Origin of the sequence: Streptomyces sp. AA1529 (assembly GCF_000280905.1) — a bacterium.
Taxonomy (GTDB): Bacteria; Actinomycetota; Actinomycetes; order Streptomycetales; family Streptomycetaceae; genus Streptomyces.
Genome location: NZ_ALAP01000042.1, coordinates 30,713 through 57,533, shown reverse-complemented (window position 1 = coordinate 57,533; position 26,821 = coordinate 30,713). Strand labels below are relative to the sequence as shown.

General features: G+C 71.7%; 23 protein-coding genes and 1 tRNA gene. 12 read left to right on the top strand and 12 right to left on the bottom strand.

The window, feature by feature from the left end; translation table 11 throughout:
- Window positions 1–53: 53 nt before the first annotated feature.
- Together A949_RS36360 and A949_RS35895 are read left to right on the top strand one after the other, a co-directional pair.
- A complete protein-coding gene (locus A949_RS36360) occupies window positions 54–1,043 on the top strand; it encodes a TRM11 family SAM-dependent methyltransferase (protein ID WP_237735812.1) in 990 nt (329 codons plus the stop codon).
- 582 nt (window positions 1,044–1,625) lie between these two features.
- The gene (locus A949_RS35895; protein ID WP_078565411.1) at window positions 1,626–3,311 is read left to right on the top strand and encodes a recombinase family protein; all 1,686 of its coding nucleotides are present in this window, start codon (window positions 1,626–1,628) and stop codon (window positions 3,309–3,311) included.
- Here the strand turns inward: A949_RS35895 and A949_RS0112895 are convergent.
- A tRNA-Leu gene (locus A949_RS0112895) sits at window positions 3,276–3,360 on the bottom strand. The genes A949_RS35895 and A949_RS0112895 overlap by 36 nt on opposite strands.
- 139 nt (window positions 3,361–3,499) lie before the next feature.
- Here A949_RS0112895 and A949_RS0112890 point away from each other — a divergent pair.
- From A949_RS0112890 to A949_RS0112880, 3 genes are all read left to right on the top strand, one after another.
- Complete coding sequence (locus tag A949_RS0112890) at window positions 3,500–4,831, top strand: M20/M25/M40 family metallo-hydrolase (protein WP_019356428.1); 1,332 nt, start codon at window positions 3,500–3,502, stop codon at window positions 4,829–4,831.
- A gap of 255 nt (window positions 4,832–5,086) precedes the next feature.
- Window positions 5,087–5,320: a chaplin ChpH gene (gene chpH, locus A949_RS0112885; RefSeq protein ID WP_019356427.1), complete on the top strand. Its 234-nt coding sequence runs from the start codon at window positions 5,087–5,089 to the stop codon at window positions 5,318–5,320.
- 168 nt (window positions 5,321–5,488) lie between these two features.
- Window positions 5,489–6,403 carry a chaplin gene (locus tag A949_RS0112880; protein WP_019356426.1) on the top strand — a complete coding sequence of 305 codons (915 nt, stop codon included), beginning with the start codon at window positions 5,489–5,491 and terminating at the stop codon, window positions 6,401–6,403.
- A 240-nt stretch (window positions 6,404–6,643) separates the two neighbouring features.
- Here the strand turns inward: A949_RS0112880 and A949_RS0112875 are convergent, their stop codons facing one another.
- Window positions 6,644–6,832 carry a DUF5703 family protein gene (locus A949_RS0112875; RefSeq protein ID WP_026004600.1) on the bottom strand — a complete coding sequence of 63 codons (189 nt, stop codon included), beginning with the start codon at window positions 6,830–6,832 and terminating at the stop codon, window positions 6,644–6,646.
- A gap of 47 nt (window positions 6,833–6,879) precedes the next feature.
- On the opposite strand from A949_RS0112875, the gene A949_RS0112870 reads away from it, so the two are divergent.
- Entirely contained in the window at window positions 6,880–7,725 is an 846-nt protein-coding gene (locus A949_RS0112870; protein WP_019356424.1) for a hypothetical protein, read from the top strand.
- Window positions 7,726–7,770: 45 nt separating this feature from the next.
- On the opposite strand, the gene A949_RS33260 is transcribed toward A949_RS0112870, so the two are convergent.
- Both A949_RS33260 and A949_RS0112860 read right to left on the bottom strand, forming a co-directional pair.
- Window positions 7,771–9,906 (bottom strand): helix-hairpin-helix domain-containing protein, encoded by a 2,136-nt coding sequence (locus tag A949_RS33260; protein WP_019356423.1) that lies wholly within the window; start codon window positions 9,904–9,906, stop codon window positions 7,771–7,773.
- On the bottom strand, window positions 9,903–10,949 hold the full coding sequence (locus tag A949_RS0112860; protein WP_019356422.1) for an aldo/keto reductase: 1,047 nt from the start codon (window positions 10,947–10,949) through the stop codon (window positions 9,903–9,905). Before A949_RS0112860 ends, A949_RS33260 begins: the two co-directional genes overlap by 4 nt.
- Window positions 10,950–11,035: 86 nt before the next feature.
- On the opposite strand from A949_RS0112860, the gene A949_RS0112855 reads away from it, so the two are divergent.
- Window positions 11,036–12,088: an LLM class F420-dependent oxidoreductase gene (locus A949_RS0112855; protein WP_026004599.1), complete on the top strand. Its 1,053-nt coding sequence runs from the start codon at window positions 11,036–11,038 to the stop codon at window positions 12,086–12,088.
- A gap of 328 nt (window positions 12,089–12,416) precedes the next feature.
- The gene (locus tag A949_RS0112850) at window positions 12,417–13,208 is read left to right on the top strand and encodes a hypothetical protein (RefSeq protein WP_019356420.1); all 792 of its coding nucleotides are present in this window, start codon (window positions 12,417–12,419) and stop codon (window positions 13,206–13,208) included.
- Between the two features lie 114 nt (window positions 13,209–13,322).
- Here A949_RS0112850 and corA read toward each other — a convergent pair whose 3' ends face one another.
- The gene (corA, locus tag A949_RS0112845) at window positions 13,323–14,318 is read right to left on the bottom strand and encodes a magnesium/cobalt transporter CorA (RefSeq protein WP_078534400.1); all 996 of its coding nucleotides are present in this window, start codon (window positions 14,316–14,318) and stop codon (window positions 13,323–13,325) included.
- A 106-nt stretch (window positions 14,319–14,424) separates the two neighbouring features.
- On the opposite strand from corA, the gene A949_RS0112840 reads away from it, so the two are divergent.
- The 4 genes from A949_RS0112840 (at window position 14,425) to mshC (ending at window position 18,194) form a co-directional block, all read left to right on the top strand.
- Complete coding sequence (locus A949_RS0112840) at window positions 14,425–15,129, top strand: histidine phosphatase family protein (protein WP_019356418.1); 705 nt, start codon at window positions 14,425–14,427, stop codon at window positions 15,127–15,129.
- Window positions 15,130–15,204: 75 nt separating this feature from the next.
- On the top strand, window positions 15,205–15,795 hold the full coding sequence (locus A949_RS0112835; protein WP_019356417.1) for a DUF3090 domain-containing protein: 591 nt from the start codon (window positions 15,205–15,207) through the stop codon (window positions 15,793–15,795).
- On the top strand, window positions 15,759–16,769 hold the full coding sequence (locus A949_RS0112830) for an SCO1664 family protein (protein WP_078565410.1): 1,011 nt from the start codon (window positions 15,759–15,761) through the stop codon (window positions 16,767–16,769). Before A949_RS0112835 ends, A949_RS0112830 begins: the two co-directional genes overlap by 37 nt.
- A 195-nt stretch (window positions 16,770–16,964) precedes the next feature.
- Complete coding sequence (gene mshC, locus A949_RS0112825) at window positions 16,965–18,194, top strand: cysteine--1-D-myo-inosityl 2-amino-2-deoxy-alpha-D-glucopyranoside ligase (protein ID WP_019356415.1); 1,230 nt, start codon at window positions 16,965–16,967, stop codon at window positions 18,192–18,194.
- 146 nt (window positions 18,195–18,340) lie between these two features.
- Here mshC and A949_RS0112820 read toward each other — a convergent pair whose 3' ends face one another.
- From A949_RS0112820 to A949_RS0112790, 7 genes are all read right to left on the bottom strand, one after another.
- Window positions 18,341–19,327 (bottom strand): PAC2 family protein, encoded by a 987-nt coding sequence (locus A949_RS0112820; protein WP_019356414.1) that lies wholly within the window; start codon window positions 19,325–19,327, stop codon window positions 18,341–18,343.
- A gap of 214 nt (window positions 19,328–19,541) precedes the next feature.
- The gene (locus tag A949_RS0112815; RefSeq protein WP_019356413.1) at window positions 19,542–20,234 is read right to left on the bottom strand and encodes a FadR/GntR family transcriptional regulator; all 693 of its coding nucleotides are present in this window, start codon (window positions 20,232–20,234) and stop codon (window positions 19,542–19,544) included.
- Window positions 20,231–21,400, bottom strand: coding sequence for a glycosyl hydrolase family 18 protein (locus tag A949_RS33255; RefSeq protein ID WP_019356412.1), 1,170 nt, complete (start codon window positions 21,398–21,400; stop codon window positions 20,231–20,233). The genes A949_RS0112815 and A949_RS33255 overlap by 4 nt, the downstream gene beginning before the upstream one ends.
- A gap of 187 nt (window positions 21,401–21,587) precedes the next feature.
- Window positions 21,588–23,204: a glycerol-3-phosphate dehydrogenase/oxidase gene (locus tag A949_RS0112805; RefSeq protein ID WP_019356411.1), complete on the bottom strand. Its 1,617-nt coding sequence runs from the start codon at window positions 23,202–23,204 to the stop codon at window positions 21,588–21,590.
- A gap of 5 nt (window positions 23,205–23,209) precedes the next feature.
- Window positions 23,210–24,754 carry a glycerol kinase GlpK gene (gene glpK, locus A949_RS0112800; RefSeq protein WP_019356410.1) on the bottom strand — a complete coding sequence of 515 codons (1,545 nt, stop codon included), beginning with the start codon at window positions 24,752–24,754 and terminating at the stop codon, window positions 23,210–23,212.
- 52 nt (window positions 24,755–24,806) lie between these two features.
- Window positions 24,807–25,571 carry an MIP/aquaporin family protein gene (locus tag A949_RS0112795; RefSeq protein WP_019356409.1) on the bottom strand — a complete coding sequence of 255 codons (765 nt, stop codon included), beginning with the start codon at window positions 25,569–25,571 and terminating at the stop codon, window positions 24,807–24,809.
- Window positions 25,572–25,902: 331 nt separating this feature from the next.
- Window positions 25,903–26,667: an IclR family transcriptional regulator gene (locus tag A949_RS0112790; protein WP_019356408.1), complete on the bottom strand. Its 765-nt coding sequence runs from the start codon at window positions 26,665–26,667 to the stop codon at window positions 25,903–25,905.
- Window positions 26,668–26,821 lie beyond the last annotated feature (154 nt).

Genomic DNA, 26,821 nt, shown 5'->3' with positions numbered 1-26,821 from the left:
CCACCGCTTTGCACCGCCCCCACGATTCGCCACACCACTCCAAACCGCGCTCGGTGTGGTGGAACACCGCCCCCACCTCAGCCCCGGCCCAACGCAAAGCCCGCAACTACGTGACCGGCAGCAACGCCCACCCCGCCAAGATGCTCCCCGCACTGGCAGCCCACGCCATCACCACCTACACCAAGCCCGGCGACCTCGTCCTCGACCCGATGTGCGGCATCGGAACCACCCTCGTCGAAGCCCAGCACCTCGGCCGCCAAGCGATCGGCATCGAGTACGAACCCCACTGGGCACACCTGGCCGCGCGCAACACGGCCACCGCCGCAAGAGAAGCGGCCACCTCTCCCAGCGCAGTGATCTGCGGCGATGCCCAGCAGACGAGCAGCCTCCTCCCCACCGAACACCATGGCCGCGTCGCCATGGTCCTCACCTCACCGCCCTACGGCCCAAGCACCCACGGCCGCGTCCGCTCCACCCGCGACAGCGGAAAACAAGGCGTCACCAAATGGGACCACCGCTACAGCGAAGACCCCACCAACCTCGCCCACGCCCCCACCGAACAACTCCTCGCCGCCGTCACCCGCATCCTGCGCGCATGCTGCGCCGTCCTCTGCCCCGGCGGCACCGTGGTGGTCGTCGTCCGCCCCTGGCGGGAACACGGCGAACTCATCGACCTGCCTGCCGCCGTGCTCCACGCCGGGAAGCAGGCAGGACTCAACCCCGCTGAACACAACATCGCCCTCCTCGCCGGCCTCCGGGACGGACAACTCACCCTGCGCCCCTCGTTCTTTCAGATGAAGAACACAAGGGACGCCCGCCGCCGCGGAGTCCCTCTCCACCTCATCGCCCACGAAGACGTCCTCGTCTTCCGTAAACCCAGTTCCCCGGTCGCCGCTGTCCTGCCCGTACATCAACCGTTCCGACGACACCGCCGATGGCAACCCACTTCACACCGCCCGGCGCGCAATGGATGCACACCAGGACACCGACCGGTACTGGCGCGGGCACACCACCGCTCAGCACGTAAGGGGTGGGTGTGTTGAACGCCCCGATGACGGTCCCCCGCGCAGGGGAGCTTTCACCAGCAGTTCCCTACCTGCCGCAGTGTTAGACGTTCCCCATCAGGGTCAGTCGCTCGGAAGATTGCGGGCCTGGGCGCTCCGCGCCCAGGCCCGACTGGGGAAGATTGCTCACGCTGTACGAGCGAACCCATTGTGTGCATGCATGCTTCTCCCCTTTCTGATGGTGAGCGCTTCCGTTTGGGATTAGCAGCGCGCCTATTTCAGGTCAGGAACCTGCCTCGAAATTTGCGTGAGTTTCATCAACACCCTTTCGTGTCCTCGCTTGTATTCCATGGTTATTCGAGGGAGCGTTCCAGTGGAGAATTTGAATGCGCAGTCATGCTCAAAAGATTTCGGAGGTGCAGAAGTTTCGGTTGTTCACCCCAGTGAGCCGCCACCGCTAATCGAATCCGCCTCTCGGGCGCTGCTGCGATTTATCGTGTCTGAGTGTGCAAGAGTGGAGAAGTGTCCGGATTCGCATTGCACTTCTCGTGTGATCGAGCTATGACGGTCGTCGAGACCGAGATGGTCAGGATTTCAGGAGATCAGCAGAGAGATGAGTAAATGACAGCTTTTGCCTTTGCGGGACGCTGCTCAACAGAAGACCTTCAGGACCCGGAGACATCCCGCCAGTGGCAACTTCGCCGAGCGCGTGCGTTGATCGAGCCCAACGGGGGCGAGATCGTTGCTGAGTTCTTCGACTCCGGTCACTCCAGGGCCCTGCCGTGGAAACGCCGCCCTCGAGGAGATGCTTTGCTGAAAGCTCTGGGAGACCCAGAGCGCGGATTCGAAGCTGTCGTCATCGGGGAGCCGCAGCGAACCTTCTACGGAAACCAGTTCGGCAACACGTTCCCGCTGTTCGTCCACCACGGTGTGCCGCTCTGGGTTCCCGAGATCGGGGGCGCTATCGACCCCGAGAATGAAGCACATGATCTCGTCATGTCCGTTTTCGGGGGCATGAGCAAGGGTGAGCGCAACCGCATCAAGGTGCGCACCCGCACCGCTATGGCCTCGCAACTCAGTGTCGAGGGCCGTTACCAAGGCGGACGGCCGCCCTACGGATACCGGTTGGTCGACTCCGGACCGCATCCACACCCAGGCAAAGCAGCCGAAGGCAAGCGCCTGCAACGTCTCGAACCCGATCCAGCCACGGCACACATCGTGGCACGCATCTTCGCTGAGTATCTACGCGGCAAGGGCCTCTATGCCATCGCTGAAGGGCTGACTCGCGACGGAATTCCGTGCCCCTCAGCTCATGACCCTGCCCGAAATCGGCATCGTCACGGCTACGCATGGTCCAAGGGGGCTGTCGGAGCCATCCTCGAAAACCCGCGTTACACGGGTCACGAGGTGTGGAACCGGCAGCGCAGGCGAGATGTCCTCGTCGACGTTGAAGACGTTACTTTGGGTTACCGCTCAAAGCTGGAATGGAACAATCCGAGCGAATGGGTGTGGTCGACAGAAGTCGTACACACTCCCTTGGTTGAACCTGAGATCTTCGCCGCCGGGCAATCCAAGCGACGCGCCCGACGAAACACGAGTGGAGTGGAACGCAAGCCTCGCCAGCCCAACCGTACCTACGCGCTTGGCGGCCTAATGCGCCACGCGCTGTGCGGACGCAAGATGCAGGGCAACTGCAACCATGGTGCACCGTATTACCGCTGCCGCTACACAGCTGAGTACGCCAAAAGCGCGCAGCTCGACCATCCACTCACCGTCTACGTGCGCGAGTCCGCCGTCCTTCCGAGTCTTGACCGGTGGATCGCGCGCCACTTTTCCGCAGGCCGTCTCCACGACACGCTGCGTAGGTTGCACGCTGCCCAGCAGAAACAACAGGTATCTCCGGACCTTGCCGAGGCGCGTCAAAAGCTTGCCGACTGCGAGCGACGTATCGCCGGGTACCGAGCCGCCCTCGACGCCGGATCGGACCCAGCCTTGGTCGGTCAGTGGATCAATGAGACGCAGCAGGAGAAGAGCGCCGTCGAACAGCGGCTCCGGAGCGCCCAACGGAGCCGCCCACAAAGCATCGCTTCCGAAGCTGAGCTGGAAACCATGATCCGCACGCTCGGTGACATGAAAGACCGGCTCCTCGCAGCTGACCCCACACAGAAGCGGCCGATCTACGAAGCATTCGGTCTGTTCCTCACATACGACGAACGGCGACTGACCGTGACTGTTGAGTCACGTCCAGCCGCCGCGTGTGCGTATGGTACGTGTCGGGAGGGGGACTTGAACCCCCACGCCCTGTAAAGGGCACTAGCACCTCAAGCTAGCGCGTCTGCCATTCCGCCACCCCGACCGGGTGTGCCGCCTGGCCGGTGAGCGGCCTTGCGACGGGTTAAACCTTAGCACCCGATGAGGACTGCGATCACCCGGCTCTTGGGACGCCGGGGTGCGGGCGGGAGGATGGGGGTCTACCTGCGAGAAGAGGAGGCAGCGTGAGTGCCGACAGTGCCGCGACCGCGAGTGCCGCTAGCGCCGAGAGCGAGGTCGTCGACCTCTGCCGTGAGCTGATCCGGATCGACACCAGCAACTACGGCAACAACGAGGGTCCCGGTGAGCGGGCGGCGGCCGAGTACGTCGCCGGGAAGCTGGCCGAGGTCGGGCTGGAGCCGCAGATCATCGAGTCCAGCCCGGGCCGCGCCTCGACCGTGGCGCGGATCACGGGCGAGGACCCGTCCCGCCCGGCCCTGCTCATCCACGGGCACACCGACGTGGTGCCCGCCAATGCGGACGACTGGACGCGGCATCCCTTCTCCGGGGAGATCGCGGACGGCTGCGTGTGGGGCCGCGGCGCCGTGGACATGAAGGACATGGACGCCATGACGCTGGCGGTGGTGCGCGAGCGGATGCGGTCCGGTCGCAAGCCGCCCCGGGACGTCGTGCTGGCCTTCCTCGCGGACGAGGAGGCGGGCGGGGTCTACGGGGCGCGGCACCTGGTCGACAACCACGCCGACCTCTTCGAGGGGGTCACCGAGGCCATCGGGGAGGTCGGCGGGTTCTCCTTCACGGTCAACGAGGATCTGCGGCTGTATCTGGTCGAGACGGCGCAGAAGGGCATGCACTGGATGCGGCTCACCGTGGACGGCACGGCCGGCCACGGGTCCATGACCAACGACGACAACGCGATCACCGAGCTGTGCGAGGCCGTGGGGCGGCTGGGGCGGCATAAGTTCCCGGTGCGGGTGACCAAGACGGTCCGCTCCTTCCTGGACGAGCTCTCCGACGCGCTCGGCGTCGAGCTGGACCCGGAGGACATGGAGGAGACGCTCGCCCGGCTCGGCGGCATCGCGAAGATCATCGGTGCGACGTTGCAGAACACCACCGCGCCCACCCAGCTCGGGGCCGGCTACAAGGTCAACGTGATTCCCGGGCAGGCGACCGCGCATGTGGACGGGCGGTTCCTCCCCGGGCACGAGGAGGAGTTCCTGGCCGATCTGGACCGGCTGCTGGGGCCGCGGGTGCGGCGTGAGGACGTGCACGCCGACCGGGCGCTGGAGACGACGTTCGACGGTGCCTTGGTGGACGCCATGCAGTCCTCGCTGCGGGCGGAGGACCCGATCGCGCGCGCCGTGCCGTACATGCTCTCGGGCGGCACCGACGCCAAGTCCTTCGACGATCTGGGAATCCGCTGCTTCGGTTTCGCGCCGTTGAAGCTGCCGCCGGAGCTCGACTTCGCCGGCATGTTCCACGGGGTGGACGAGCGCGTCCCGGTCGACGGACTCCAGTTCGGTGTCCGTGTGCTGGACCGGTTCCTGGATCGGGCTTGACGCCCACCGGGGTGCCGGTGCGTGGCGTTGATCGGCTGCTGTGACCGGCGCTTTTCCGATCAACGTCCGGAACCTTGCCCGGTTCCCCGGCGGTGTTCCTCCGAAGGAGTGGTGCGGTGGGGTCTCGAATCGACAGCCTGTGCGGAAGTCACCGGGACGGGTGAATGATCTAGTCAGTTCGTAGCCTCATTCCTCCATCCTCGTTACAGGGAGTGCGACCCCCTGCTGGGGTCGTATTGCCAACTAGGAGGAATAATGATCAAGAAGGTCATCGCCGCCGCGGCTGTCACCAGCGGTCTTGTGCTGGCTGGTGCGGGTATGGCCGTTGCCGACTCCGGTGCGCAGGGCGCCGCCGTGAACTCCCCCGGCGTCGTTTCCGGCAACACCGTGCAGGTCCCGGTCCACGTGCCGGTGAACGCCTGCGGCAACACGATCTCCGTGATCGGGCTGCTGAACCCGGCCTTCGGCAACACCTGCGTCAACCAGTGACGTCACGCCTCATCCGACGCGATCGGTGAGGCATGTGCATCTGAGCGGCCCCGGAGCACGCGCCACGCGCTCCGGGGCCCTCGGGTCTCGGGGGGTGGGAGGGTGCGCAGGTGCGCCTCCCCCTGGCCGGTCACCAACAGCCACCACTAGGCAGGGGATTCCAACATCATGCGTCAGGGCACCAGAAAGGGCCTGATCACCATGGCCGCCGCCGGCGGTCTTCTCGCGGTCTCCGGGGGGACCGCATTCGCCGACTCGGGCGCCCAGGGCGCCGGCGCGAACTCGCCCGGAGTTCTCTCCGGCAACACCGTCCAGGCGCCGGTGAACGTCACGGTGAACATCTGCGGCAACACCGTCAACGTCCTCGGGCTGCTCAACCCGGCGTCCGGCAACAGCTGCGGGAACGGCACCGGAAGCGGTGGCGGCAGCCCGCAGGGCGGAAGCGGGGCCCATGCGCAGGGCACCGCCCACGATTCGCCCGGCGTCGGCTCGGGCAACGACGTTCAGGCGCCGGTCGACGTGCCGGTGAACGTCTGCGGCAACACCGTGGACGTGGTCGGCGCGCTCAACCCGGCGCACGGCAACGGCTGCGCCAATCCGTCGCACCCGGGGCCCACCGATCCCGGGTATCCGGACGAGCCCGGGAACCCGGACGAGCCGGGGAACCCGGATGAGCCCGGGAACCCCGATGAGCCCGGGAACCCGGATGAGCCGGGGAACCCCGATGAGCCCGGTAATCCGGACGAGCCGGGGAACCCGGATGAGCCCGGGAACCCCGACGAGCCGGGGAACCCGGATGAGCCCGGCAACCCGGGGCAGCCCAGCGAGCCCGGCGAGCCCGGCGAGCCGTCCACTCCGCAGTCGCCCACCCAGCCGGGCAGCTCCGGTGAGGTGCACGCTCCGTCCACACCGGAGACCGTCGCCGCGGCCCAGGTCTCCGACTCCGACACCCCGGAAGACGGCGGGGAGCTCGCGCACACCGGTGCCGGCTCGCAGCTCGGCATCGCCGCGCCGGTCAGCCTGGGCATGCTCGCCGGGGGATACGTGCTCTACCGGCGCTCCCGGCCCGCCGCCAAGCGCTGACCGGGGCGCAGCGCCGACCCCGGCGCTGTGCTCGACCGGCATTCCGCGACCTGACGCGCGGGCCGGTGTTCCGGCGCGGTCGCCGCGCCGGTCAAGCCGAGGGAGCGGGTCCCGCACCGCCGGGCCCGCTCCCTCTCGGTTCTTCTGCAGGGCTCCCCCCCCGCGGCTCTCCTGCTCCGCGCCGACGGTCACCCCGTACCGTGCGGACACCCGTGACCAGGGGGAATCCGCGACCGGCGATCACCAGGTCGGGCGAAGCTGGCGGATGATGCGGCGGCGCAGCCGCACCCGGCGGCTGCCGTCCGGATACAGCCGGGTGCGGGCCAGTTCCCAGTGCCCGTACTCCGCCTGGTCGGTGAGCAACTGGGTCGCGGCCCTACGGGAGACGCCCCGTGGGACGTACACATCGCGAAATTCGTATTCCGGCATCGTCTCTATTGTGCGTGCGGACCCCGTCTGCCGATAGCGTCTGCACTATGTCTGATGCTGCGCAGCCCACCGCTGCCGACGTACGCGCCGCCGCCGAAGCGGTCAAAGCCGCGCTGGACCGGCACCTCGAAGCCGTCGAGCGCCGCGCGGGGGAGTCCCGGGTGCCTGCCGGAGCGGGTGGTGCGGGTGAGCGGGACGCCTCGTCGGCTGAGCAGTACGCCGCCGAACTCGACTCCGCCGTCTATGCCGCCTTCGACGCGCTGGCCGCCGCCGGCGAGACCTACGACGAGCTGCTGTACGAGGCCTACGACGAGGTCACCCCGTTCGAGATCCCCAGCAGCGAGAGCCTGCCGGCCTACACCGGACCCGATGTGCCCACCGCGCTGAGCGTCCTGATCCGGCGGGACTATGTCATCTCCGAGCCGCACCGGCTGCAGGCCCAGGCCGAGCGGATCACCGAGCTGGACCCGGACTCCGCGGAGGACGAGCGGTACGAGGGGGCGGCACCGAGCAACAGTGTGCACGCGGCGCTCGGTGTGCTCTTCGGCGAGTTCGAGCCGGACGAGATCGCCACCCGCCACAAGGAGTTCGGCCTGGAGGAGGGCGACTCCACCCTCTGGGTCACGGCGGTCGACGAGGCGGCCGAGCCCGGCGAGTGGCTGTCGGCCCCGTTCGAGCAGGCGGATCCGCAGCGCGTGGTCTGCCGCTTCGACGTCTCCGCCGTCTTCGACGAGGACGAGGAGGACCTGGTGCTCGAGGCCCGCAGCGAGGAAGCGGACGAGGACGGAGACGACGACGAGGACGGAGACGAGGACGGCTACGACGACGCTGACGGCTACGACGAGGACGGGGACGGCGCCGGCAGCGGAGTGTCCGCCGCCCGCCGCACGTAGCGCGGGCGGCGCGGCGGGCCGCCCCGGCGCCGCTGCCGTCCCGGCTCAGCCGTCGGCCGCCTCTGCCGCTTCTGTCGCCTCCGCCGCCCGCGCCGCCTCGGCGGCGCGGGCGGACTCGGTCAGCAGGGTCCGCAGCCGGGTCGTACGCTCCCGCGCCGCGGCCGAGGCGACCGCGCGGGGGAGCGCGTCGCCCGCTCCGTGCACGACCGACAGATGGCGCTCGCCCCGGCCGAAGGCTGTGTAGACCCACTCCCGGGTCAGCGCCTCCGTGGCGTCCCCGGGCAGTACCACGACGGCGGCGGGCCAGCGGATCCCGGCGGCCTGGTGGGCCGTCACGGCCCAGCCGTGCCGCACCGTTTCGGGCACCCGCTCGGGCGGGACCGTCACCCGCCGGTCCCCGCAGGCCAGCTGGAGGCCGTCCGCGTCGGCCGAGGACACCGTGCCGATGCGCGTGCGGCCCGGCGCGGGGGAGTGGGCGACCCGGTCACCGGGGTCGAAGCCGCCGAAGCGGCCCGGGCCCGGGTTGAGCTGTTCCTTGAGAGCGGCGTTGAGCGCGCGGGTGCCCGCGGAGCCGCCGTGACCCGGAGTGATCACTTGGGTCTCGGCGGACGGGACGCCGAGGGCACGCGGCACCGAGTCCTTGACGAGCTGCACCGTCCGGTGGACGGCCTCGCCGGGGTCGGCGACGGGGACGATCACCACCTCCTTGCCGGGGGCCGCCACCTGGCTCAGCTCTCCGATGCCGATGCCCGACACCAGCTCGCCGATCGGCCCGGGGTCCGGGGTGCGGGAAGCGACGTGCGGGCAGTACCGGGCCGCCATCAGGTCTCCGAACACCTGCCCGGGGCCCGCGGCGCCCAGCAGGCCCGGGTCTCCGCTGAGCAGCAGACGCGCCCCGTCCGGCAGCGCCTCCAGCAGCGCCGCGGCCGTCTCCGCGTCCAACTGCGGCGCGTCGCAGACGGCCAGCACATCGACGCGGAGCGCTCCTTCCGTGTCCCGCTCCGGACCGTCCGTGCCTGCCAGCACCCCGGCGACGGTGGCGCAGTCCGGGGCCGGAGCCGCATCGCCGCCGGCCGGGGTGCTGTCCGGATCGGTGTCCGGGTGGGAGGCCGAGTGCTCGGCGAGGAGGCGGGCCATGCGCTCCCGGCCCTCATCCGTATGGGTGAGGACTGCGGCACGCAGCCCGAGCGCCCGCGCCGCGACCAGCGCGGCGGCGACCTCCCCGCGGGACGCCTCACCACCCGTATGGGTGACCAGCCCGCTTCCGGCCACCGCCCGGATCAGCTCGCGCGCCGAGGAGGTGGAGGCACTCCCGGCGGCAGCCTCCCAGCCGTCGTCGGTCCCCGCGGCTCCGGCCGGAGCACCGTCCGCCGTTTCCGCGGAGTCCGCCGGACCGCCCGCCGGCTCCGCGGAGGCGAACGTGCCCGCGACGCGGGCGAGCCCGTCCGCGAGGCTCTCCTCCGCGAGCGCGTACCGGTCCAGGCCCACCAGGAGGGCGACCGGGCGCTCCTCCTCGGCCTCGCCCTCGGTCATGGCCGAGGGCACCGGCCCCGCGTCCAGCGCGTCCTCGAAGACCAGGACGGCTCCCGCGTCCACGGCCTGCCGTACGGCCTCCTCGGGGTCCGGTACCGCGTGCCCGGCCAGGCCCCTGCCCAGGGCGTCCGGCGTCAGTACCGTGTCGCCCCGCAGCGCCGCGTGCTCCAGCAGCCGGACCACCAGCGCCACCGCCCGCCGCGGGTCGTCCGGCCCGGCCTCGTCGCCCAGCAGCGCCCGGGCGAAGCCGTCGGCCTGCTCGGGGAGCACCCCGGGAACCGCGAGGAGCTGCCAGGGGTCGGCGCGCAGCACGCTCTCCGCGCCCTCCCCGAGCGTCTCGGTCACACGCCGGGCCAGCTCCTCCGGGGCACTGCCCTCCGCCAGCAGGGCGCGCACCCCCTCCGGGACGGTGACCGGGCCGTCCTGCCGGCCGGAGCGCTCCGCACGCCCCGGCGGGGGCACCGCTGCGCCGCGGGCTCCGGTCGGGCCGCCCGCGGCGCCGGACTCCGGGCCGCCCGGCCGGGCGCGGGGGCCGCTGCGGGGGGCCGGTCCGGCGGCGGGTTCGGTGAAGAAGGAGGTGGCGGAGCGTTCGCCGCTCTCCACCGCGCGGACGGCCGCGAGGAGTTCGGCTGCCTTCTCGTTGCTCACAGCTCGCTCCAGTCATGGTCGGGGTAGCGGTGCACGGGGGCCGAGACGTCGTCCAGGGCCGCGCGGATCTCGTCTGGAAGACTAAGGCCCTCCACCGACAGCGCCTGCGTCAACTGCTCCGCCGTGCGTGCGCCGACGATCGGTGCCACCACCCCGGGCCGGTCGCGGACCCAGGCCAGGGCCACCTGGAGCGGCGGCAGCGCGAGCCCGTCGGCCGCGGTGGCCACCGCGTCGGTGATCCGGGCCGCGGTCCCGTCCAGGTAGGGCTCCACGAAGGCGGCCAGCCGCTCGGAGGCGCCGCGCGAGCCGGTCGGCGGCGGGCCGGGTTCGCGGTACTTGCCGGTCAGTACTCCGCGCCCCAGGGGCGAGGAGGGCAGCAGCCCGATGCCGAGGTCCTGCGCGGCGGGCAGCGCCTCCCGTTCGACGCCCCGCTGGAGCAGCGAGTACTCCATCTGGGTGGCGGCCAGCGGCTGCCGCACTCCGGGTGCGGCCCGTTGCCAGGTGCCCGCCTTGGCGAGCTGCCAGCCGGAGAAGTCGCACACTCCGGCGTAGCGGGCGCGTCCGCTGCTGACGGCCGTGTCGAGTGCCTGGAGTGTCTCCTCCAGCGGTGTGTACGGGTCCCAGGCGTGCACCTGCCACAGGTCCACGTGGTCGGTGCCCAGCCGGTCGAGGGAATCGTCCAGCGCGTTCAGCAGGTGGCCGCGCGAGCAGTCGAAGGGGCGTTCGGGGTCGGGCACGCCCCCCGCCTTGGTGGCGATCACCAGGTCGTGGCGCGGCACCAGGTCCTGCATCAGCCGTCCCAGGAGGTACTCGGCCTCGCCGTCCCCGTACACGTCCGCGGTGTCCACGAGGGTGCCGCCCGCTTCCCAGAACGTCTTGAGCTGGTCGGCGGCGTTGCGTACGTGCTGGTCGTGCCGCGGGTGCGCCCCGGTTCCCGCGCCGGGTGCCGCGCGGTCGCTCCCGCCGCCGCGCGCCCAGCCCAGAGTGCCCAGTCCGATCCGGGATACGCGCAGGCCAGTGCGGCCGAGGTGCCTTCGCTCCATGGGCGTTGAGCGTAGTTGTGGCACGCGTTAGAGTCCGGGGGTCAGGGACATTACTGATCAGTAAGGGAAGTGGGTGCGGGATGGGGATGCGACTGGGCATCAACCTCGGCTACTGGGGTGCCGGGATGGATGCGGACAACCTCGCCGTCGCACAGGAGGCCGACCGGCTCGGCTACGACGTGTGCTGGGCGGCCGAGGCGTACGGTTCGGACGCCGCCACCGTGCTCACCTGGGTGGCGGCCCACACCGAGCAGATCGACGTGGCCTCCGGGATCTTCCAGATCCCGGCCCGGGCGCCCGCCATGACCGCCATGACGGCCGCCACGCTCGACTCGCTCTCCGGCGGCCGCTTCCGGCTCGGCCTGGGCGTCTCGGGCCCGCAGGTCTCCGAGGGGTGGTACGGGGTGAAGTTCGACAAGCCGCTGGCCCGCACCCGCGAGTACGTCGAGATCATCCGCCGCGCCATGTCCCGGGAGCGGCTGTCCTACGAAGGGCAGCACTGGACGCTCCCGCTGCCCGGCGGACCCGGCAAGCCGATCAAGCTGACCGTCCACCCGGAGCGCGCGGAGATCCCGCTCTACATCGCGGCGATCGGCCCCAGGAACCTGGAGCAGACCGGCGAGATCGCCAATGGTGTGCTGCTGGTCTTCTTCTCCCCGGAGCACGCCGAGGAGACCACCCTCCGGCACCTGCGGGCGGGCCGGGAGGCCTCGGGCCGGACGATGGAGGACTTCGACGTGTGCCCGACCGTCCCGATGGCCGTCGGCGACGACATCGACGCGCTCGCCGACCTCTTCCGCCCCTACACCGCGCTCTACGTGGGCGGCATGGGCAGCCGCAAGCAGAACTTCTACAACAAGCTCGCCCAGCGCATGGGCTATGAGAAGGAGGCCGCCGAGGTCCAGGAGAAGTACCTGGCCGGGGACAAGGAGGGGGCCGCCGCGGCGATTCCGCGCGAGCTGATCGACTCCACCACCCTGATCGGCCCCGTCGAGCGGATCGCCGAGCGGATGCGGGCCTACGCGGATGCCGGGGTGACGACGCTCTCGCTGGCCCCCGCCGGGTTCTCGCTGGAGGAGCGGCTGGCCGGACTGCGGGCCGGGGTCGATGCGCTGGAGCAGGCCGGGGTCGCCGCCTAGCGGCGGACTGCCGGCGTCCCGCGCGGGCGGCGCCGCCGGATCCGAGCGGCCCCCGGCCATGCGCCCGGGGGAGAGGGCGCGGTACAGCCCGAAGGCGTAACGCGCCCGAAGAATTCTGCGGCCGTGGTGGGGGCTCGGGGGGCGACCCCGCCACGGCCGTCATGGAGCACAACGCGGCCCGGCCGGTCCGGTTACGCGGGCGGGCCGCGGGGCTCCTGCGATCGGCGCAGCCGGACCGCTCACATGTTGCCTGTTCGGGTACGCGGCATTTGACTCGTTCTTCGCGGATGTCGTGCGGTAAGGGAACTCGTGCACGGAGGTGGCGGCGATGCTCTCGGCCAGGAGTCTGTTCCAGGAAATCCTCGACAACGACGAGTCCTTCCGGCTCTTCTGCTCCATCGCGGCCAGCGGCGAGGCGCAGGGCGGCTGGGAGAACGCCCGCATCGCCGCACTCGTCCCCGACGGCGCCCGCCGTCTCGCGCCCAAGATCGTCCGGCACGGAGCCGACGAGGACAAACACGGCCGCATCTTCCTCGCGCTGCTGAACAAGCGCGGCCTGGAGGCGGCCGAGATCCCCGACGGCACCGACTACACGATGATCCTGGAGGGCCTCGGGATCGGCCTGGCGCACGAGAAGCTGCGCCGGGACGAGCCGCTGACCGAGCACGACGTGCTCGCCTACCTGGCCCACAGCCGGGTCACCGAGCAGCGGGCCGCCGAGGAGATGGCTCTTCTCACCAAGGCGGTCGGTGACCACCCGGAGCTCGGCCGGGCGGTGCGGATGATCTCCCGGGACGAGGACAACCACCTCGCCTACTGCCACGAGGAACTGCTGCGGCTGGCCCGCGCCGGGCACGCGCGCACCATCCGCGCCCTGCTGCGCGAGAGCGCGCTCGCCGAGATCAAGGTCTACCGGGACGTCAGCCTGGCCGTCATGAGCCGGATGGCGCGCATCCTGGGCTGGTCCGGGCTCCGCTACGGGCTCGTCGCGCTGGGGATCCACGGCCGGTACGGCTGGGAGCGGCTGGGCGGCTGGCGCCGGCTGGTTGCCCTCCGGATGCCCGAGCGCCGCGACGCGCTGGGCACCGGGCAGGCGGATGCGGCGGCCGAGTACGCCTGAGCCCCGTACCGGCCGCCCCCGGCGCACGCCGCCCAGGAGCCGGAGCCGGAGCCGGAGCCGGAACCGGAGCCGGAACCGGGCACCGGGAACGCGATCCGCCGAGCCGCCGATCCGTTAGAACCAGTCGCGGCGCTTGAAGATCCGGAAGAGCACCACGCAGATGGTCACCATCAGCAGCAGCGTCACCGGATAGCCCCACACCTGGTGCAGTTCCGGCATGTGCGCGAAGTTCATCCCGTACACCCCCGCGAGGGCCGTGGGCACGGCGAACATCGCGGCCCAGGCGGAGATCTTGCGCATGTCGTCGTTCTGCCGCACCCCCATCTGCGCCAGATACGCCGACAGGATGTCCGTCAGCAGCCGGTCGATGGACTCCACCTGTTCGTTCACCCGCGAGAGGTGGTCGGCCACGTCCCGGAAGAACACCCGCGCGTCCTTGTGCACGAAGGGGACCCGGGCGCCCGTCAGCCGGGTGATGGGGTCGGTCAGCGGCGTGGTCGCCCGGCGGAACTCCAGCGCCCGCCGCTTGAACTCGTAGATCCGGCCGGCCGTGTCCCGGCTCCCCGCCCGGGCGTTCCTGGCGAAGACCGCGGCCTCCAGTTCCTCCAGGTCGGTGTGCAGCGCGGCCGCGACCTCCAGGTAGTGGTCCACCACGGTGTCGCTGACCGCGTACATCACGGCCGTCGGACCGTGCCGCAGCACCTCCGGGTCGCCCTCCAGCCGGGCGCGCACCGATCCGAGCGGGTTGGTCCGGCCGTGCCGGACGGTCAGCACGAACGAGTCGCCCACGAACACCATCAGTTCACCGGTGCTGAGCGTGCTGTCGCCCTCGTCGTAGTCCACCGGCTTGAGCACCAGGAAGAGCGAGTCCGCGTAGATCTCCAGCTTCGGCCGCTGATGCGCGTGCAGCGAGTCCTCGACGGCCAGCGGATGCAGCCCGAAATCCCGGGTCACCCGGTCGAACTCGGCTTCGGTCGGCTCGTGCAGGCCGATCCACAGAAATGTCTCGGCCGCGGCGCGGGCCTCCCGCAGCGCCGCCGAGAAGTCCTGCGGGCGCTCGGCTCGGCGCCCCTGCCGGTAGAGCGCGCAGTCGACGATCACTTCTCGCATTCTGCCGTTTCCGGACCGACGCACAACCGGAGGCCGCCACGAGAACCGAGGAGCCGCCGCGCGGACTGCGCAGCGCCGCCGACGGCGCCTCGCTTAGGGTTGCGGCATGCCGACGCTGATCCTCGTACGCCACGGCAGGTCCACAGCGAACACCGACGGACTGCTGGCCGGCCGCACGCCCGGAGTCGCCCTGGACGGACACGGCCAGCGGCAGGCCGCCGGCCTGCCCGACCGGCTCCGCGACATCCCGCTGGCCGCCGCGGTCAGCAGCCCGCTGCGCCGCTGTCAGGAGACCCTCGCGCCGCTGGCCGCCGCCCGCCCCGAGTTGTCCGTGCACACCGAGGAGCGCATCACCGAGTGCGACTACGGGGACTGGTCGGGCCGCAAGCTCGCCGAACTGAACGACGAGCCCCTCATGACCACCGTCCAGGGCCATCCGTCCGCCGCCGCCTTCCCCGGCGGCGAGTCGCTGCGGGCCATGCAGGCACGGGCCGTGGACGCGGTCCGCGCCTGGAACGCCCGCATCGAGGCCGAGCACGGCGCGGACGCCGTCTATCTGATGTGCTCGCACGGCGACATCATCAAGTCGATCGTCGCGGACGCGCTGGGCATGCACCTCGACCTCTTCCAGCGGATATCCGTCTCCCCCTGCTCGGCCACGGCCCTCACCTACACCCGGCTGCGCCCCTTCGTGCTGCGGCTGGGCGACACCGGGGAACTGGCCTCCCTCGCGCCACCGGAGAAGACGGGCGAGCAGGGCGCCGCCGCGAGCGCGGGGGAGGGCGATGCGACCGTCGGCGGAAGCGCGTGAGCACGATGATCGGAACGCACAGTAGGGTGCGGATGTCCGAAGCCACTCAAGCTGTCGAACCCAACGGAGCAGAACGTGTCCCGTCAGGTATTTCTGTACGATCCGCCGGACCGGTTCGTCGCCGGTACCGTCGGTCTGCCTGGCCGCCGCACCTTCTTCCTCCAAGCCAGTGCGGGGGGCCGCACCACCAGTGTGGCCCTGGAGAAGGCGCAGGTCGAAGCGCTCGCCGAACGGATCGACGAGCTGCTGGACGAGGTGGTGCGCCGTTCCGGCGGCAGCGCGCCCGTGCCTGCCGTCGCCCCCTCCGAGGTCGATGACACCGGGCCGCTGGAGAGCCCGGTCGAGGAGGAGTTCCGGGTCGGCACCATGGCCCTGGCCTGGGACGGCGACGGAGAGCGGATGGTCGTCGAGGCGCAGGCCATCGTCGAGCTGGAGCCCGGCGAGGACGAGGACCTGGCCGACGCGGAGGAGCGGCTGCTCCAGGACGACGAGAACGGGCCCCCGATGCTCCGGGTGCGGATCAGCGGGAACATGGCCCGGGCCTTCGCCAAGCGGGCGATGGAGGTCGTCAACGCGGGCCGGCCGCCGTGCCCGCTGTGCAGCCTGCCGCTCGATCCGGAGGGACACGTATGTCCGCGCCAGAACGGATACCGCCGGGGCGAATGAGCGGCACGGCACCGGCCGCCGAGGCCACCCGCGAGCTGCTCCGGCAGGGCACGCTCACCGTGCGGGGACAGATCACTGCCGCCTCCAACACCGTGCTGTTCGGCACCGTCGAGCACGCGGGGAGCAGCCTGCCCTGCGTCTACAAGCCGGTGGCCGGTGAGCGGCCGCTGTGGGACTTCCCCGACGGCAACCTCGCCCGGCGCGAGGTCGCGGCCTACGAGGTCTCCCGCGCCACCGGCTGGGATCTGATACCCGCCACCGTGCTGCGCGACGGCCCCTACGGCCCGGGTATGTGCCAGGCCTGGGTGGGCGAGCCGCCGGACGCCGATGACGACGGGGAGGACGCGCCGTCCGGGGAGCCGGCCGAGGCCGCGCCGGAGCGCGAGCCGGGCGGCGAGCCGGGGCGCGGGCCGGGCGGCGAGCCGGAGGAGGAGCCGGCACCGCTGCTCGCGCTGGTCGACGGCGAGGAGCCGGGCGAGGGCTGGAAGGCGGTCGGCTTCGCGGACGTCGGCGGCGGCCGGAGCGCGCTGCTCGTGCACGCCGACGACCCCCGGCTGCGCCGGCTCGCGGTGCTCGACGCCGTGCTCAACAACGGCGACCGCAAGGGCGGCCATCTGCTGCCCCGGCCCGACGGCGCGCTGTACGCCATCGACCACGGCGTCACCTTCCACGTGGACGACAAGCTGCGCACCCTGCTGTGGGGCTGGGCGGGCGAGGAGCTGACCGGCGAGGCCGTCGAGGCGCTGCGCAGGCTCTCCACCGCGCTCTGTGCCGATGCGGGCGGCCACGCGGAGGCGGCGGAGGCTGCGCAGGCGGTGGACGCGGCCGAGGCTCCGCTGGCGGCACGGCTGGCCGAGCTGCTCACCGAGGCCGAGGTACAGGCCGTGGGCAAGCGGGTGGAGGCGCTGCTGAGCTCCGGCCGGCATCCGCTGCCGAGCGGCGAGTGGCCCGCCATCCCCTGGCCACCTGTCTGACATCCGCCGCCCGCGCCCGGCCTCCGGAGCGGGCCGGAACGGCCCCGGAGGGCGCCTGCGGGCCGGCTCGGGCCGTCTCCCCTCGCCGCGCCCGACCGGTCCCGAACGGCCGTGCGGGCCCCGCCCGCGCCCGCGGACCTCGAACGGCGTCCATCCGGACGGATACGGAACACCAGTCCGGGTTAGGCTCAGGTTATGCATGCCTGGCCCGCTACCGAGGTCCCCGTCCTGCCTGGACAGGGCCGCGACCTCGACATCCACGACACCGCGACCGGTGGCCGAGTGACCCTCACCCCCGGTCCTGTCGCCCGCCTCTACGTGTGTGGCATCACCCCCTACGACGCCACCCACCTCGGACACGCGGCGACCTACAACGCGTTCGACCTCGTGCAGCGCGTGTGGCTCGACACCAAGCGCCAGGTGCACTACATACAGAACGTCACCGACGTGGACGATCCACTCCTGGAGCGGGCGGTCGCGACGGGCATCGACTGGACGGCGCTCGCCGAGCGCGAGACCGCGCTGTTCCGCGAGGACATGACGGCCCTGCGGATGCTGCCGCCGAAGCACTACATCGGCGCCGTGGAGTCCATTCCGCACATCGTGCCGCTGGTCGAGCGGCTGCGGGACATGGGTGCCGCCTACGAACTCGACGGCGACATCTACTTCTCGGTCGAGTCCGACGCCCACTTCGGAGGCGTCTCGCACTACGACGCGGAAACGATGCGCCTGCTGTCCGCGGAGCGTGGCGGCGACCCCGAGCGCCCCGGCAAGAAGAACCCGCTCGACCCGCAGCTGTGGACGGCGGCCCGCGAGGGCGAACCCCACTGGGACGGCGGCACGCTGGGCCCCGGACGCCCCGGCTGGCACATCGAGTGCGTGGCGATCGCGCTCGAACACCTGGGCATGGGCTTCGACATCCAGGGCGGCGGATCCGATCTGGCCTTCCCGCACCACGAGATGGGCGCCTCCCACGCGCAGGCGCTGACCGGCGAGTTCCCCTTCGCGCGCAGCTATGTGCACGCGGGGATGGTCGCCCTGAACGGCGAGAAGATGTCCAAGTCGAAGGGCAACCTCGTCTTCGTCTCGCAACTGCGCAAGGACGGCGTCGATCCGGCCGTCATCCGGCTCACCCTGCTGGCGCACCACTACCGTGCCGACTGGGAGTACACGGACGCGGTGCTGGAGGCGGCGCAGCAGCGGCTCGGCCGCTGGCGTTCGGCCGTCTCGCGGCCGGACGGACCGCCCGCAGAGGCCATGCTGGAGGCGGTGCGGACCGCGCTCGCGGACGATCTCGACACCCCCGCCGCGCTGGCCGCCGTCGACGCGTGGGCCGAGCAGCAGGCCGAGCGGGGCGGCACCGACGAGGGCGCTCCCGGACTGGTCTCCCGCACGGTCGACGCGCTGCTGGGCGTCGCGCTGTAGCCGTCCCCTGTCTCCCGCCTCCCGGCCGTGTCCCGCGGCCGGGAGGCCCGTCCCGCCCGGGCCCCGCCGTCGTCTCCACACCCCGCGCCGCCGCGCGGCGCCGGTCCCGGAGCAGCGGAGTCCGCTCCGCCGCGGCGGAGCGCCGGTCACTCGTCCTCGTCCGGCTCACCGGGTCGCGGCGGCTCGCCACCGGGCTTGGGCGGCGGGGGAGGGGACTGGTGCCCCGGGTCCCGCAGCGAGGGGGACGTGCCGGGCGCCGAGCCCCCGTCGGCGGAGCCCGAGCCGTCGCGGTGCCGCAGGTAGCGCTCGAACTCCTTGGCGATGGCCTCTCCCGAGGCTTCCGGCAGTTCGGCGGTGTCCCGGGCCTCCTCCAGCGACTGGACGTACTCGGCCACCTCGCTGTCCTCCGCCGCGAGCTGGTCGACACCGACCTGCCAGGCCCGGGCGTCCTCGGCCAGCTCACCCATCGGGACGCGCACCCCGAGCAGATCCTCCAGCCGGTTGAGCAGGGCGAGCGTCGCCTTGGGGTTGGGCGGCTGCGAGACGTAGTGCGGTACGGCCGCCCACAGGCTGGCCGCCGGGACGCCCGCATGGGTGCAGGCCTCCTGGAGGATGCCGACGATCCCGGCCGGGCCCTCGTAGCGGGACTCCTCCAGATTCATGGTGCGGGCCAGATCGGAGTCCGAGGTCACGCCGGTCACCGGGACCGGCCGGGTGTGCGGAGTGTCACCGAGCAGCGAGCCCAGCACCACCACCAGCTCGACCCCCAGCTCGTGCGCGAACCCCAGGATCTCGTTGCAGAAGGACCGCCACCGCATGCTCGGTTCGATGCCGCGCACCAGGACCAGATCGCGCCGCCTGCCCTTGCCGTCCGCGTCCTCGACCCGGACGACGGACAGCCGCGTGGTGGGCCAGGTGACCTTGCGGACCCCGTCCTCCAGGAAGACCTGCGGGCGGTTCACCTGGAAGTCGTAGTAGTCCTCGGCGTCCAGCGCGGCGAACACCTCGCCCTTCCACTCCTGTTCCAGGTGCGCGACCGCGCCGGACGCGGCGTCGCCCGCGTCGTTCCACCCCTCGAACGCGGCCACCATGACTGGGTCGACCAGCTCGGGAACCCCCTCCAGCTCGATCACCCAGTGCCTCCTCAGCTCGCTGTCGCCTGCGGCCGGCGATACCGCTGCGGACTCCGTCCCCCGGACCGCCGCCGGCCGTTTCGTGCGAGGCCCAGCCTACGGCGTGCACGCACGCGGCCCGCAGCCCCCGCACGTCCCCGATCCGGACCCGCGGCCCGTCCGACCGGCAGTTCCCGCGGTCGCGTCCGTCCCGGGGAGGCGGTGGTGTCCGGCGTCACAGTGCCGCGCGCAGCCACTGCTCGACGCCCGCGATGTGCACGGTCGACCAGGAGCGCGCCGCCTCCGCGTCGCCGGTACGCAGGGCCGCGAGGATCTGCCGGTGCTCGTGCAGGGTGCGGCCGACCGCTTCCTGCCGGGTCAGCCCCTGCCAGACCCGGGCCCGGGTGTGCGGGCCGGCGAGGCCGTCCAGCAGCGAGCCCAGTACGGAGTTGCCGGAGGCCGCCGCGATGCGCCGGTGGAACTCCAGGTCCGCGGCGACCAGTTGCCCCACGGACGGTTCCGGAGCCGGGGCGGCCAGCTCGGACTCCAGCGTGTCCAGTTCGGACTCCAGCGCGTCCAGCTCGGCCACCGCGATCCGGGTGCCCGCCAGCGCGGTGGCCGCCGGCTCCAGGATGCGGCGCACGGCCAGGAGTTCCAGGACGGTGTCGTCGCGGTGGAAGTCGACCACGAAGCTCATCGCCGTCAGCAGCACCTGCGGATCCAGGCTCGTCACATAGGTGCCGTCGCCCTGGCGTACGTCGAGCACCCGGATCAGCGCCAGCGCGCGGACCGCCTCCCGCAGCGAGTTGCGCGACAGGCCGAGTTCGGTGGCCAGTTCGCTCTCCCTGGGCAGCCGGTCGCCGGGGCCCAGCGCCCCTGAGACGATCATCCCCTTGATCTTCTCGATCGCCTCGTCCGTGACGGTCAACGCTGCCTCCCCTGGGCATCCGAAGTCTGTGTGTGCCGTGCTCCGGCCGGAGTCGCCGGTGTCGCCGGTGTCGCCGGTGCGCCCCAGCCCCGCCGGTAGGCGCGCCAGTCCTGCTCCGTCGCCGCGAAGTCGACGTAGAGCGCGACGCCGAACCGCGCACGGTCGCGGTCCTCGCGGCCGAGCCCGAGCCGTACCCCGCGCACCGCCGCCGCGGCGGTCTCGGCCGCGGCGTGATGGCCCATGCCGTCCGTGTGGTAGAAGGGCAGCCCCATCAGCAGGTCCACCCGGTCGGGCGCCGCCTCCAGCGCGAGTGCCGTCTGCTGCGCCACATAGCCGCCGTACAGGCTCTCGGCGGGCAGCGCCGTGTCGTAGGACATCACCGCGATCTGGTCCACCCGCCGCGCGACCTCGCCGAAGTACTCCTGCGACCACCACTTTCCGTGTCCGAAGACGCCGCCCGAGACGTGGTGCAGCCCCGGCAGCGGGTCGATCTGGTGCGCGGCGACCGACAGCACCCCGTCGTGCGCCCGGACCGCCGGGCGCAGCCGGTCCAGCAGCCGCAGATAGCCGGCGTCCCCCGAGCGCAGCGGCTCCAGGTCGAAGTGCACCCCGTCGAAGCCCGCCGCCAGCACCTGCCGGGCGCTCGCCACCACGGCGCGCCGCGTCTCCGGGTCGGCCGTGCGCAGCCCGCCGTCCGCGTCCGGGCCGTAGGCGAGCCGGTCCCCGAGCCATGCCTGGACCCGCACGCCGGGCAGTTCCCGCTCGACGGCCTTCAGCAGCCATTTCGCACGCGGGTACCGCTTCTTCGGCAGCGAGCCGTCGTGGGACAGCGGCCCGGTGTGCACGTACAGGTCGCGGATGCCGGTGCCCGCCGTCCGCCGCTTGAGCGCCGCGAGGTCGGCCTCGTCCCGGCGCCCGTCCAGCCAGGCGTGGCCCAGCCACAGTGCGTCCCGGCCCCGGGAGCGCGCTTCGGCGGACACCTCCCCCGCGTAGCCGGCGCGGAGTGCCGCCGCCGCGCCGGCGGTCGGCAGGACGAGGAGGACCACGAGCGCCAGTGCCGTCCACCCCGCGGCCCGCCGTGCCCGGGTGCGCCCCGGCATCCGCAGGCGGCGGCGCACGGGTCCGGCCGCGGGTGTCCCGCCGCCCGCGTTCGTCTTGCCTTTCATGCGGAGGACAGTGCCACGCCGCACCGCCTGACCGGGCGGTGGGAACCCGCTCGTTACCAACTTGCCGAACTGGTGATCCCATCCGCACAACGTCACGGCGCCCGGGGGTGAATGGCGTCCGGACAGCGGCAAGGGGGCGTACGCCGTCGAACGGCGTACGCCCCCTCGCGGTGCGCTCGGCGCGGTGTCAGCCGCGCTGCCCGAGCAGCTCCTCGATCCGGCCGCGGACCTTCTCGTCGTCCAGGCCGCGGATCGTCAGGGTGGTGCGGCGGCGCGCCACGTCGTCCACCGTCTCGGCCCACTCGTGGTCGCGTGCGTAGACGACCTGGGCCCAGATCTCCGGCCCGTCGGGGTGGATGCGCTCGCCCAGCGACGGGTCCTCGTTGACCAGCCGGGCGATGTCGAAGGAGAGCGAACCGTAGTGCGTGGCCAGCTGACGGGCGGTCAGCGGGTCCATCCGCACGCCCGGCTCCCGGTCCGCCAGCAGCCGGTGCGCGACCGCGTTCGGGTTGGCGATCCCCGGCAGCGGCGTCCGCCGCACCAGGTCCTTGACCGGCACCGCGCTCTCCATGGACGCCGCGAGCGCCCCGCCGGGCAGCTTCTCCAGCTTGTCCATCACCGTGCGGCCGATGTGCCGGTAGGTGGTCCACTTGCCACCGGCGACCGACAGCATCCCGCCCCGGCCCTCGGTGACGACGGTCTCCCGCTTGGCCGACTCCACGCCGCCGGGGCCGCCGGGCAGCACCCGCAGCCCGGCGAAGGCGTAGGTCATCAGATCGCGGTCCAGATCGGCGTCCCGCACCGAGAAGGCGGCCTCGTCCAGGATCTGCTGGATGTCGGCCTCGGTCGCCCGCACGTCGGCCGGGTCCCCGGTGTACTCCTCGTCCGTGGTGCCCAGCAGCAGCTGGTCCTCCCACGGCAGCGCGAAGGTGATGCGGTACTTGTCGATGGGCGTGGCCATCGCCGCGCCCCACGGCGACTTCTGCTTGAGGACCAGATGCGCGCCCTTGGACAGCCTGATCGAGGGCGCCGCGCCGCTGTCCTCCATCGTCCTGAGGTGGTCCACCCACGGGCCGGTCGCGTTCAGCACCAGCCGCGCGTCCACGCCGAACTCGGCACCGTCGGTGCGGTCCCGCAGCTCGGCGCCGGTGACCCGGCCCCGGGTGAAGCGCAGCCCGGTGACCTCCGCGTGGTTGAGGACCACGGCGCCCGACTCCACGGCCGCGCGGACGGTCATCACGGCCATCCGCGAGTCGTTCATCTGGTGGTCGCCGTAGACCGCGACCGCCTTGAGGTTGTCGGTGCGCAGCGCCGGGTTGTCGGCGGCGGCCTTCGCCGGGGAGATCACCCGGCCGACGCCGTCGCCGAAGGCGGACAGCGCCGAGTAGGCGAAGACGCCCGCGCCGAGCTTGGTGGCGCCGTGCGGGCCGCCCTTGTAGACGGGCAGGTAGAAGGTGAGCGGGTTGACCAAGTGCGGGGCCACGTCCTTGGCCAGCACCCGGCGCTCGTGGTGGTTCTCCGCGACGAGCTTGACCGCGCCGGTCTGCAGGTAGCGCAGACCGCCGTGCACCAGCTTCGAGGACGCGGAGGAGGTGGCGCCGGCGAAGTCGCCGGCGTCCACCATGGCCACCCGCAGTCCCGACTGCGCCGCATGCCAGGCGACCGAGGTGCCCAGGATGCCGCCGCCGATGACCAGGAGGTCGTACGTCGCGTTCGCGAGCAGCCCTCTGGTCTCTGCGCGGCCAGGGTTGCTGCCGGCAGTCGGGTGCGTCCCGAGGGTGGGGACGCTCTGCGAGGTGTTCATCGCTCTCAGTTCTCCTCTTCGATCCAGCCCATGGTCCGCTCCACGGCCTTGAGCCAGTTCCGGTATTCCCGCTCACGCGTCTCTGCGTCCATGCGGGGGGTCCATTCCGCGGCGCGCTTCCAGTTGGCCCGCAGCTCGTCGGTGCCCGACCAGAAGCCGACGGCCAGACCGGCCGCGTACGCCGCGCCGAGGCAGGTGGTCTCGGCGACCATCGGGCGCACGACGGGCGCGTCCAGGACGTCCGAGATGGTCTGCATCAGCAGGTTGTTGGCGGTCATGCCGCCGTCCACCTTCAGCGCGGCCAGCTCGACGTCCGAGTCCTTCTGCATCGCGTCGACGATCTCCCGGGTCTGCCAGGCCGTCGCCTCCAGCACCGCGCGGGCCAGGTGCGCCTTGGTGACGTAGCGGGTCAGGCCCGCGATGACACCGCGCGCGTCCGAGCGCCAGTACGGGGCGAACAGGCCGGAGAACGCCGGGACGAAGTAGGCGCCGCCGTTGTCCTCGACGGAGCTGGCCAGGGTCTCGATCTCCGCCGCGCTGTTGATCAGCCCCATCTGGTCGCGCATCCACTGCACCAGCGAACCGGTGACCGCGATGGAGCCCTCCAGCGCGAAGACCGGCTGCTGGTCACCGATGCGGTAGCCGACCGTGGTGAGCAGGCCGTTGTAGGAGTTGACCGGCTCGTGCCCGGTGTTCATCAGCAGGAAGGTGCCGGTGCCGTAGGTCGACTTGGCCTCGCCCTGCTCGAAGCAGGTCTGGCCGAACAGCGCCGCCTGCTGGTCGCCCAGCGCGGAGGCGACGGGCAGCCCCGCCAGCTCGCCGGTGGCCTCGCCGTACACCTCGGAGGACGAGCGGATCTCGGGCAGCAGCGCCATCGGGATGCCGATGGACGCGCAGATCTTCTCGTCCCAGGCCATGGTGTGCAGGTTCATCAGCATGGTGCGGGAGGCGTTGGTGACGTCGGTGACGTGCTTGCCGCCGTCCGGGCCGCCGGTGAGGTTCCAGATGACCCAGGAGTCCATGGTGCCGAAGAGGATCTCGCCGTTCTCGGCGCGCTCGCGCAGCCCGTCGACGTTGTCCAGCAGCCAGCGGATCTTCGGTCCGGCGAAGTAGGACGCCAGCGGCAGCCCGGTCTCGCGGCGGAACCGGTCCTGGCCCACGTTGCGGCCCAGCTCCTTGCAGAGCGCGTCGGTGCGGGTGTCCTGCCAGACGATGGCGTTGTGCACCGGACGGCCGGTCGCCTTCTCCCACAGGACGGTCGTCTCGCGCTGGTTGGTGATGCCCAGGGCCAGCACGTCCTCCCGGGTGACCCCGGCCTTCTCCAGCGCGCCGGTGACCACCTGCTGGACGTTGGTCCAGATCTCGGCCGCGTCGTGCTCGACCCAGCCCGGCTTGGGCAGGATCTGCTCGTGCTCCTTCTGGTCGACCGCGACGATGCGGCCGTCCTTGTCGAAGACGATGCAGCGGCTGGAGGTGGTGCCCTGGTCGATCGCGGCTATGAAGGGCCCGCCGCCGTGCGCGGAGGCGTGGGTGCTGTGGGTCTCGCTCATGGTGTGTGTGCTCCCTTGCGTCATCGGGTGGTCTCGGCGGTCGGCCGGGTCGCTAGGCCCATGCGAGGTTGTAGAGCCCCGCGGCGATGGCGGCGCCGGCCAGCGGTCCCACCACCGGGACCCAGGCGTAGCTCCAGTCGCTGCCGCCCTTGTTCGGCAGCGGCAGCACCGCGTGGGCCAGCCGGGGACCGAGGTCACGGGCCGGGTTGATGGCGTAGCCCGTGGGTCCGCCGAGCGAGAGACCGATACCGACGACGACCAGCGCGGTGATCAAGGCACCCATCCTGCCGAGGCCCATGGTGCCGTCGGCATCCTTGACCAGGCCCTGGGTGAGGATCGCGAAGATCAGCACGAAGGTGGCGATGACCTCGGTGAGGAAGTTCAGCAGGCCGTTGCGCACCTCGGGGGAGGTGAAGAAGACACCGTGCACGGGGCCGGGGTTCGCGTGCTTCATCTCGACCATGTCCGGCTCGCGGAGCGTGGCCTGGAACTGGCTGTAGTAGGCGACCCACACGAGTACGGCGCCCAGGATGGCGCCGAGCAGCTCGCTGCCCATGTAGAGCGGGACGTCGCTCCAGGGGGTGTCACCCTTGATGGCGAGCGCCAGGGTGACCGCCGGGTTGAGGTGGGCGCCGGACGGCTGGGCGATGTAGGCACCGGTGAGCACCCCGAAGCCCCAGCCGAAGGCGATGGCGACCCAGCCGGCCGCGAACGCCTTCGAGCGCTTGAGATTGACTGCGGCGACCACGCCGCCACCGAGGAGGATCAGCACCATCGTGCCGGTCACCTCACTCGTGAAGATGTCGAGGCTGGACACCCGCGACTCCTTTGTCCTTGTCCATGGGGGCACCTCCCGGCCGGAGGCCAGGGGGATGGGCGGACCGGTTGTTGATCGTCCGGTGTTCGACAATGTCGACCGCCGAACGGCAACTTTTCTCCTTCGTAAGAGTCCCGTCAAGGGGCTGTGACCGATGACTCCTGGCTGTCATCCTGCGGCCACGCAGCGGTGGCGGCACCCCGGGAGGGCCAGACGGTGCGCGCGGCCCTCCCGGCGGCTCGGGACGGCCGCGCCGGGGCCCTCCCGGGGAGGCCCCGGGACGCTCGGAGGGGGCCGTTTCGGAGCCCCCGCCGGTGCCGGCCCGGAACGCTCAGAACCGCCGCGCCCCCAGGTCCCTGGAGACCGCCCGCGCCGTGTCCCGGACGGCCGCCACCAGCCGCGGAAGCAGCTCCTCGCCCTCGCACACCCGCTCCACGGCCCCGGTGATGCCCACCGCGCCCACCGGCATCCGGCGCCGGTCGTGGATCGGCGCGGCCACCGAGGCGAGGCCGTCCCAGGTCTCCTCCACGTCCGCCGCCCAGCCGCGCGCCCGGACGGTATCCAGCAGCGTCTCGAACCGGTCCCCGCCGGTGACCGTGCGCTCCGTGAAGTCGGTGCGCCGCCCGTCCAGCGCCTCGCTGTGCGCCACCGGGTCGAACGCGCACAGCACCTTGCCCAGGGCTGTGCTGTGCAGCGGCTGCATGGCGCCGACCTCCAGCACCTGGCGGCTGTCGTCGGGGCGGAAGACGTGGTGCACGATGAGCACGCCCTGCTGGTGGAGCACGCCCAGATAGACGCTCTCCCCGCTGGAGCGGGCCAGGTCGTCCGTCCACACCAGGGCGCGGGCCCGCAGCTCGTGCACGTCCAGATAGCTGTTGCCCAGACGCAGCAGCTCGGCCCCGAGCTGGTAGCGGCCCGTGACCGCTTCCTGCTCCACGAAGCCCTCCTGCTGGAGGGTGCGCAGCAGCCCGTGCGCCGTACCCTTGGCCAGGTCGAGCGCCGAGGCGATCTCGGAGAGTCCGAGCCGCCGCTCGCCGCCCGCCAGCAACCGCAGTACGGCCGCCGCTCGTTCCAGCGACTGGATGGTCCGGGCCATCGGTCCTCCCTGACCTGCTGCCTTGAGATTCCACATGCCAAATTGTCGAATTCGACAATGTCGAACGGTATCGCTTGATGTCGACGCGACGGTAGTCGGGATCGAGCCCGGATCGAGCGCCGGAGTGTCCGATGGTCGGAATGTCGACCTGCGC

What these genes read in the sequence shown, in the direction of transcription:
- A949_RS35895 (WP_078565411.1), top strand. Translation starts at nt 1,626, where the DNA reads ATGACAGCTTTTGCCTTTGCGGGACGCTGCTCAACAGAAGACCTTCAG.
- chpH (WP_019356427.1), top strand. Translation starts at nt 5,087, where the DNA reads ATGATCAAGAAGGTCATCGCCGCCGCGGCTGTCACCAGCGGTCTTGTG.
- A949_RS0112880 (WP_019356426.1), top strand. Translation starts at nt 5,489, where the DNA reads ATGCGTCAGGGCACCAGAAAGGGCCTGATCACCATGGCCGCCGCCGGC.
- A949_RS0112875 (WP_026004600.1), bottom strand. Translation starts at nt 6,832, where the DNA reads ATGCCGGAATACGAATTTCGCGATGTGTACGTCCCACGGGGCGTCTCC.
- A949_RS0112870 (WP_019356424.1), top strand. Translation starts at nt 6,880, where the DNA reads ATGTCTGATGCTGCGCAGCCCACCGCTGCCGACGTACGCGCCGCCGCC.
- A949_RS0112860 (WP_019356422.1), bottom strand. Translation starts at nt 10,949, where the DNA reads ATGGAGCGAAGGCACCTCGGCCGCACTGGCCTGCGCGTATCCCGGATC.
- A949_RS0112855 (WP_026004599.1), top strand. Translation starts at nt 11,036, where the DNA reads ATGCGACTGGGCATCAACCTCGGCTACTGGGGTGCCGGGATGGATGCG.
- A949_RS0112850 (WP_019356420.1), top strand. Translation starts at nt 12,417, where the DNA reads ATGCTCTCGGCCAGGAGTCTGTTCCAGGAAATCCTCGACAACGACGAG.
- corA (WP_078534400.1), bottom strand. Translation starts at nt 14,318, where the DNA reads ATGCGAGAAGTGATCGTCGACTGCGCGCTCTACCGGCAGGGGCGCCGA.
- A949_RS0112840 (WP_019356418.1), top strand. Translation starts at nt 14,425, where the DNA reads ATGCCGACGCTGATCCTCGTACGCCACGGCAGGTCCACAGCGAACACC.
- A949_RS0112830 (WP_078565410.1), top strand. Translation starts at nt 15,759, where the DNA reads ATGTCCGCGCCAGAACGGATACCGCCGGGGCGAATGAGCGGCACGGCA.
- mshC (WP_019356415.1), top strand. Translation starts at nt 16,965, where the DNA reads ATGCATGCCTGGCCCGCTACCGAGGTCCCCGTCCTGCCTGGACAGGGC.
- A949_RS33255 (WP_019356412.1), bottom strand. Translation starts at nt 21,400, where the DNA reads ATGAAAGGCAAGACGAACGCGGGCGGCGGGACACCCGCGGCCGGACCC.
- A949_RS0112805 (WP_019356411.1), bottom strand. Translation starts at nt 23,204, where the DNA reads ATGAACACCTCGCAGAGCGTCCCCACCCTCGGGACGCACCCGACTGCC.
- glpK (WP_019356410.1), bottom strand. Translation starts at nt 24,754, where the DNA reads ATGAGCGAGACCCACAGCACCCACGCCTCCGCGCACGGCGGCGGGCCC.
- A949_RS0112790 (WP_019356408.1), bottom strand. Translation starts at nt 26,667, where the DNA reads ATGGCCCGGACCATCCAGTCGCTGGAACGAGCGGCGGCCGTACTGCGG.